The organism is Bacillus sp. 05T22, assembly GCF_056396765.1.
Genome location: NZ_JBFTMC010000152.1, coordinates 1 through 8,000, shown reverse-complemented (window position 1 = coordinate 8,000; position 8,000 = coordinate 1). Strand labels below are relative to the sequence as shown.

7 protein-coding genes and 1 pseudogene are annotated in these 8,000 nt (G+C 36.3%); all 8 read left to right on the top strand.

Going from position 1 to position 8,000, the window contains the following annotated elements; all coding sequences use genetic code 11:
• On the top strand, nt 1-254 hold a 254-nt coding region (locus AC1DIT_RS25880), incomplete at its 5' end, for a hypothetical protein (protein WP_476998511.1).
• A 50-nt stretch (nt 255-304) separates the two neighbouring features.
• Nucleotides 305-769 carry an ATP-binding protein gene (locus AC1DIT_RS25875; RefSeq protein ID WP_476998510.1) on the top strand — a complete coding sequence of 155 codons (465 nt, stop codon included), beginning with the start codon at nt 305-307 and terminating at the stop codon, nt 767-769.
• 9 nt (nt 770-778) lie between these two features.
• Entirely contained in the window at nt 779-3,355 is a 2,577-nt protein-coding gene (locus tag AC1DIT_RS25870; protein ID WP_016133026.1) for a VirD4-like conjugal transfer protein, CD1115 family, read from the top strand.
• A gap of 66 nt (nt 3,356-3,421) precedes the next feature.
• Nucleotides 3,422-3,631, top strand: a complete 210-nt coding sequence (locus tag AC1DIT_RS25865) for a hypothetical protein (protein ID WP_016133027.1) — start codon at nt 3,422-3,424, stop codon at nt 3,629-3,631.
• A 23-nt stretch (nt 3,632-3,654) separates the two neighbouring features.
• On the top strand, nt 3,655-6,153 hold the full coding sequence (locus AC1DIT_RS25860; RefSeq protein WP_016133028.1) for a pLS20_p028 family conjugation system transmembrane protein: 2,499 nt from the start codon (nt 3,655-3,657) through the stop codon (nt 6,151-6,153).
• Between the two features lie 48 nt (nt 6,154-6,201).
• Entirely contained in the window at nt 6,202-6,489 is a 288-nt protein-coding gene (locus AC1DIT_RS25855; RefSeq protein ID WP_016133029.1) for a DUF5592 family protein, read from the top strand.
• Nucleotides 6,490-6,503: 14 nt separating this feature from the next.
• Nucleotides 6,504-7,316, top strand: a complete 813-nt coding sequence (locus AC1DIT_RS25850; RefSeq protein ID WP_016133030.1) for a hypothetical protein — start codon at nt 6,504-6,506, stop codon at nt 7,314-7,316.
• Nucleotides 7,317-7,335: 19 nt separating this feature from the next.
• Nucleotides 7,336-7,851: pseudogene (locus tag AC1DIT_RS25845) on the top strand (type IV secretion system protein VirB4); the annotation flags it as partial.
• Between the last annotated feature and the right edge of the window lie 149 nt (nt 7,852-8,000).

The window sequence follows — 8,000 nt, the reverse complement described above, 5'->3', positions numbered from 1 at the left end:
AGCCAAAACCGCCAGTAGATCCGCCAACGGATCCAGATAAGCCAAAACCGCCAGTAGATCCGCCAACGGATCCAGATAAGCCAAAACCGCCAGTRGATCCGCCAACGGATCCAGATAAGCCAAAACCGCCAGTAGAACCACCAACGGATCCAGATAAGCCGAAGCCACCAGTAGATCCGCCAACGGATCCAGATAAGCCAAAACCACCAGTAGATCCGCCAACGGATCCAGGGAAACCAAATAAGACTGTATAAAAAGGTACTCATCAAATGAGTACCTTTTTAACTGAAAGGAGAATTTAACATTGATTCAATTTAATAATGCAACACCTGATTTGATTGGAAATATAGTAACTAATGTAAAAGTTATAGGGGGTGTTGGTACAGGTAAAACAACATTTTTAAAAGATCTTGCTTTGAAATTAAGTAACGTAATGGTTTTGGATCTTGGTGGTGAATATACTCATTTTTYGAAAGAGACAAACGAACAAGTGAAGGTTGTTTCCTTGTCCTTGTATGAATCTAACAAGGTTGAAAAGCCTAAGTTGATACAAGAAATTATTGAATCAGCTAAACGATATGATTACGTAATTATTGATGAAACAGTTATTCTCTATAAAGAAGGAATAAATGATTTTTATCATTTTTTATATTTTTTAGATGAAATGAGAAAATCCAATACAAAAATAATTGCTAGTTTTATGGAGATTCCTCCCTTTGAAATAGATATGAAGTTCCCTCAATTTATATCTGTTTCAAAAGGGAGGTAATAATAACTTATGTATGATGAAAAGGTGTCAATTAAATATAAGTTAGCTGAAAAACAAGTACTCATTCCATTGAGTACTTGTTTGTTTATTGGGATATTTTTGGTTGCTAATTTTTTATTACATTTAGTGGTAGAGCTGATTCGTACTACATTCAATGATTTATTACATCCAGAGCCGTTTCATATTGAAGTGGGATTTTTGTTTCAGATGCCAATTCTAGAACATCCCATTTATTACTTGCTTGTTTTCCTTGTAGCAATTGGGACAATAGCTATCACAATTTACAAACTCAGATCCTCGTTTAAAAACTTAAATAATCACCAAAAAGGATCAAGCAGGTTTACAACAATAGACGAGCTGAAAAAACAATACCGTGCGGCACCTGAGCGTGAGAAATCGTTTGAAGGTGGAGGCGGTGTTGTCATCTCTCGGTTGGATGATGAGGTGTTTATTGATGATAGTCCAGTTAACAATTTAATCATTGGTACGACCCGCTCAGGGAAAGGGGAAACCTTTGTTTTTCCAACAATAGATGTCTATTCCAGAGCGGAACATAAGCCTTCTTTAATAACTAATGATCCAAAAGGTGAAATTTTTAGCGCATCCAAAGAGACTTTAGAAAAACGAGGGTATCACATTGAAGTGTTAAATTTATTAAACCCATTGGATTCTATGAGTTATAACTTATTACAACTTGTTAAAGATGCTTATAAAGAGGGAGATTATTCAACAGCGCAAGCATTGTGTAAAACTCTTTCTCATACGCTGTATTACAATCCGAATGTAAAAGATCCTTTTTGGCAACAGTGCGCTATGAGTCTATGTAATGCCATGATATTAGCGGTTACGGATAAATGTATTGCGGATGGAACAGAAGAAAAAATAACGATGTATGCAGTGGCAAATATGTTATCAGAACTTGGTTCAAAAGAAGTAATAGTAGATCCAGATTCAGATCCACAAAATGCATTAGATTTATATTTTGAAGGATTACCAGCCGATAGTGTTGCGAAAATGCAATATGCGACTTCTAATTTCTCAAAAGGGCAAACGAGAGGCGGTATCTTTACGCAAACGATGAATGGTTTATCCATTTTCACATTTGATGAAATCGCTAAAATGACCGCAAAAAATAGTGTGGATTTAAAACGTGTTGGTTTTGGAAAGACCATAAAAGGAAAAGCAAAGCCAAGAAAACGAGTAGAAATTCTATTCCAGGATGGCTCGAAAGAGTCTATAAAAGCAGATATTGCAGGACGGTTTGTATTAGATTTTAAACAAGAAGTAAAAGTAAACGATGCAATTTACGCAATGGAAAAGGGAAGTGAGAAGAAAACAAAGGTCTCTATTACGAAAATAGATGAAAAGACAGGTCATACAGAATTTAAAGTAGTAGATCCAAGTGAAGATATTCAGATTACAGCAATTGACTATTTTGATAAGCCAATTGCTATTTTTATGATTACACCAGACTATGATTCTTCGAATCATGTGATTGCGTCCATTTTTGTAAGACAGCTTTATTTTGTTTTATCAAAATATGCCTCTCTTGCTCGTGGTGGGAAGTGTCATCGTGAAGTGGTGCTGATTTTAGACGAGTTTGGAAATATGCCGAGTATTGAGGGAATGGCAACGTTAGCAACGGTTTGTTTGGGAAGGAATATCCGTTTTAACCTCATCATTCAGGCGTATTCACAGCTCAAAAATAAATATGGAGATGATGCAGATACGATTAATGGAAACTGTGGGAATACCATTTATATTTTAACCAATGACCAACAGACAGCCGAAAAAGTATCGAAAAAGCTTGGAAATAAAACGATTAACACACTTTCTAGAAGCGGAAAAGGTCTTTCTACTGATAAAAATAAAACGGAAAGTGTAGATCAAAGACCACTTTTAACCCCAAATGAATTAATGAGCTTTAAAGAAGGTGAAAGTGCGGTTATTCGTGTGATAAAACGTCAGGATAAAAACCGAAAACGGATTCGACCTCGTCCAATCTACAATACAGGTGAAACGGCATTGAAGTACAGATGGGAATACTTAGGGGAAGAGTTTGATACAGATAAATCTATTTTAGACATAGACATTGATTCATTGCACGATGATGTAGAGCCGAAAAAACTCATTGTTGATTTTCTTGGAGAAAAAAAAGCAGAAGAACTTGAAAAAGAAACGCCAAATACCGAAAGAGACACACCTTCACCAGTAGAAAAAGAACAACCTAAGGAACATAAGGAACAACCAAAAATGATGGGAATTGATGAAGAAATACCAGAAGGAGTGGTTCAGCAGAACGATAATCCATTTGTCCCACTTTCCATTGAAAATTGGAAGGAGAAAATGGTTATTGAATTTTTTGAATCCGATTTAGCTCCCTTGAAAATAGTTGATAAATATTTTGTGGCTCAATTAGGAAAAACAATAGAGGCAGTGAAGAACCAAGAAATGGGTGAGTTTTATGAGGAATTCAAAATGTTAGCTCAAAACGACCATATTGATAAGGGGGTTTATCAAGCTGTTGAAAGTAAGATAAATCTCATTTTGCGTAAATTAGAAAAAGAATCCAAGGTGACGAATTAAAAAGTACTCAAATCATTGAGTACTTTTTTATTTGGTATGAAACCGAACATAAAGGAGGAAGAGCGTATGGGCATTACAACGATAACGGAAGAAATGCAAATGATACTAGATTGTTATTTACCACATGTGACAGAAGAAAATGAGGTCATTATTGGTCTAGAAGATGCAGTTCTTTTCCTTTCAGTAGATCGGGAGGAAAAAGGGAAGCTCATGATTCGAATTGACAAAATTAATGAAAGAGTGAGTTGGACAGCTAAAGAGGTGTTAGGACAGTAATTAGCAGGAAAGGAGGATACATTGTGAAAGAAGAAGAAATTTTAAAAGTTTTAGAGGAATATGGCGATTATCTTCAAATTGGCGATATTGTTAACTATGTTTTGCGATGGATTGGTTGGTTTTTAATTTTAGGTGCTTCTTGGGTTGTTGACATACTAGAAAATGTGACTGATGCAATACTTGGTATTAAATCGTTTTTTAGTGCACCACAAGTGCAAGAATTTCTGGAAACCATGTATCCGGTTTTTGTCGTTCTTTTAGCCCTTTCGTTTTTATATATTGGCTACATGTTCATTTTGAACAAGAAAATGGATCGTTCTCAAATTGTCGTAAATATTTTCATTACGATGTGTGTACTTTGCTTGTTAGGAACGGGAATGACAAAAGTTGATAAGTTTACAGATGATGCAGTAGCGGCTGTGAAGCCAGGGCAAGAGGGATCTATAAGTGATGAAATTATTAAGAAAAACCTCGTTGATATTGCCAGGGTGGACAGTGCAGGTTGGAATAATAAAGAAGGCATGTACCCATACAATTTCATTCCTGAGAAAGATATTCGAAAGATTGATATTGTAGAAAAAATAGATAAGGAATTTGAAGTGACAAAGGATAAAAAGTTAACAGATGCAGGTCAAGAAATATTACAGAATAAAAGAGTAGTAAATGGGGAAGGGAAAGCCTCACTTGCTGAATTAAAAGATGGATGGTTCGATTTCTTTCCAGAGAAGTATTACCGATGGCATTGGAACTTCTGGACGATGTTCATTACGTTGGTGGTAATGGGAATCACTTTGTTATTGGTAAGTATTAAGTTAGGTAGATTGTTTTATGCGTTGGCATTTAACTACTTATTAGCGAACATTTTAGCACCAGCAGATGTTGCGAACGGACAGAAACTAAAAGCAGTGTTAACCGATATATTAAATATATTTATCGCTACCATCATGATTTTCCTTTCTTTGAAACTATATATGATTGGAACAGGTTTCATTCACGATAAGCTAGATGGTGTGGCATATGTTCTTGCATTAGTATCGTTTAGTATGGCTGTCATAGATGGGCCAAATGTGGTGGAAAGGTTATTTGGCATAGATATTGGATTGAAAAGTAGCTGGGGCGTATTAGCTGGTGGCTTATCACTTGGGAAAAGTCTTGGCAAGACAATGAATTCCAAGCCAATGAAAGGTCTTGCAGGTATGCTTTGGAAAGGGGCAACAAGTGCAGCAAAAGGTACCGCACAAGGAGCGGTAAAAACAGCAAGTGCGGCATCTATGACAGCAGGTGGGATGGCTGGTATTATTAGCGGTTTAAAAAAGGGTAACAATGATGGGAAGAATGAGTCCTTACAAGATGAAATAAAGAAAGCAGAACAAAAGAAAGAGCAAGTGAATCCTTTAGAAAATAAACAACAAAATCAATTGAGGAATGAAGAAGAGAAAAAGAATGGTGCAAATGCATCTACTCATGAAGGCATGAATCAAGAAGGAAACGCAAAACCTGAAGTAGCAAGTAGCCAAGAATCTGGAATGACAAGCCTTCAAGATGAAATGAAAGAAGCTGGTATAAAACCTGAAGGAAGTAAGGGAATAGCAGGAACAGGAAAACCTGGTGCAACTGAGGGAAGTCTAACATCAACAGGAAAGCCAGAAATGAATCATGGTAGCCAGTTATCGACAAGTACAGGAAAACAAGGAACAAATCAAGGTAACTTAGTAACGGCAGGAACAATTAAGGAAGGAAGTAGCCAGGCAGGAATGGAATCGCCAAATTCAACAACAAGTAATGAAGGTGGATCTTCAGTAGAAAGTTATAGACCAATAGCAAATGGAAGTAGTTCAGCAGGAGCAGAATCATCAAGGTTAGCAACAAGTGAGGGAAGTGCATCTTCGGTAGAAAGTTATAGTTCAGTGATGGGAGGAAATAGCGAAGCAGCGGTGGCATCGGCTAGAACAGTAAGTGGTGAAGGAAATACACCTTCAGAAGGAAGTTACAGACCAGTAGCAAGTGGAGGAAGCGAGGCATCTATGGAATCGCCAAGAACCGTAACAACAGGAGGAAGTACACCTTCAGAAGAAAGTTATAGAACCATAGCAACAGGAGGAAGTCCGGCACCTATAGAATCATCAAGATCAGCAGTAAGCGTGGGAAGTGCCTCTTCAGGAGAGAGTTACAGACCAGTAGCAAGCGGAGGTAGCCCAGCACCTGTGGAATCGCCAAGATCAACGGTAGGCGTGGGAAGTACATCTTTCGAAGAAAGTGCCAGACCAGTAGCAAGTGAAAGTAATCCAGTACCTGTACAGCATGAGACACGTACATTAGGACAATATGCGACAGATAAAGTGAAACAAGGTGTTTCGTCTACTACAACGTCAGTCAAACAATCAGCAAGCGGAATGAAAGAAAAGGTTAGTAATTCTAAAACAGTAATCAATACAAAACGCTTTTATGAGATGGGTCAGAATACAGGTAAGGGTTGGAGAGAGATTGTAAGCAAAAATAGGAATAAGAATGGTGAGGAATAAGCGTACAACATACGCTTATTTTTTATGTTCAAAAAGGAGGAAATACAAATGAGAAGCTATCGTATTCCGAAGGAAATTAGCACGGAATTAAGGATTAATAAAGTGTTATATCTATTAGATTTCTTTTTATTGATTGGACTATTAGTTGTGACCATGATTCTTAGGAATTTTGTACATGATTCTTTACAACTTCCTTTTTGGCTATTCATGGGGAGTATCGCAATTCTCATGATTTGGAGACCAGGCACAAACCCTGGAAAGCGAATGTATGAAGTACTTCTTATCACTTTACTGAGAAGAAAAGGCGTATATTGTGCCATTGATAAAGATCAATAAGGGAGTGGTTATACATGGCATTATTCAATGAAAAAGAGTTAGAACAACAGGAAATCGTAAAGAAAGAAAAACCAAGGGTAGAAAAGAAAGCATTTCGCTTTAATGAGAGAGAGTTAGAACAACAACCTTTATCTAAGCCAAAAGAGATTGTCAAAGTGGTTGAAGAAGAAAAGAAAGTTGAAAAGAAATTAAAAACCAAGCCTAAACAAAAGAAAAAAGCTTCAGCAGAAAAGCAAAATGTGAAAAAGAAAAATGCTAAGTTCGTAAGATTTTTTTCTAGAAAAAAGAAAGAGGCACCACCAAAAGTGAAAAAAAGCATTGCTGAAATTATGCAAGTTGTAGATATGACGGAAGATGGCATTTTTGAACTAAGAAATAAAGAATTCTTAGAGATTTTACAGGTTGAAGGAGAGGATATGTACTCTAAAAATAACGAGGAACAAGCATTTGTTATTTTTTCTCATGCTTATTTCTATCAAGCATATAAACATGCGATTAAACTTATCTTTTTAAACTTTCCATGCCAAACAGCAGAACAACAAAAATATATCAATAAGAAAATTAGGGAATGTGATAACCCATTGTATGAAAGAATTTTAGTTCAAAAATTAAAGGAACTGAAATTTTTAGAATGGGGAAGAACGAATCGTGAAGCCTTGCTTTTCATTTATGGAGACAGTGAATTAATTGTAAAAGAGCGTGTAGATGCAGCGAAACGATATATAAAACGTTCTACGGAACTATTAGATATTGACGAAGACAAAAAGTTAGAAGTTCTTTTCAAGTTGTTTAATCAAAATGCAAAATTGGGTACCAAAAACATTTAAAAGTGAGGGGAAAGTCATTATGTTTGGACTCAAAAAGAAACCAGCGAAATCAAAAGAGGAAAAGCAAAAAGAATTAAAAATGAAAAAAGGGTATAACCCTTATTTATTAGCGAGAATCCAGCCCCAAGGGGGCGTGGATTTTAAAGATAGTTTTGTTCGAACAGGTGATGGATATGGAACATGTATACATGTATATGACTATCCAACAGAAGTAAATGACTTTTGGTTAGAACAAATTATGAATATGCCAAATGTCATTACAACGTTAGATGTAATGAGCGATAACCGAAATGAGGTTGTTCAATCTATTAATAAATCAATGAGTGAACAGAGCGTAAGACATAGTACGGCAAAAGATAATATAGATCGGATTGATGCACAAAATGAATTTTTAGAGCTGGAAGCTCTCTATAAGGATTTAAAGCAAGGTGAGGTCATGAAACGTATTCATCTACGCATCTATGTATCTTCTAGAACGATAGATGAATTAGAAAAACAAGTAAAAGAAATCCTGGAAACGTTAGAATCCTATAACTGTGTGACACGTTCCTAACTAAAAAGGTTAGGCGCTGATTAAATATTCAGCAGAACTATTATTTCGAGAAGTCAAATGATAGGGTAACGCCTTGAAGGGCTTCCTCTGATACTCCGACATGCAGCATACAGAAGATAAGCCTGTAGTTG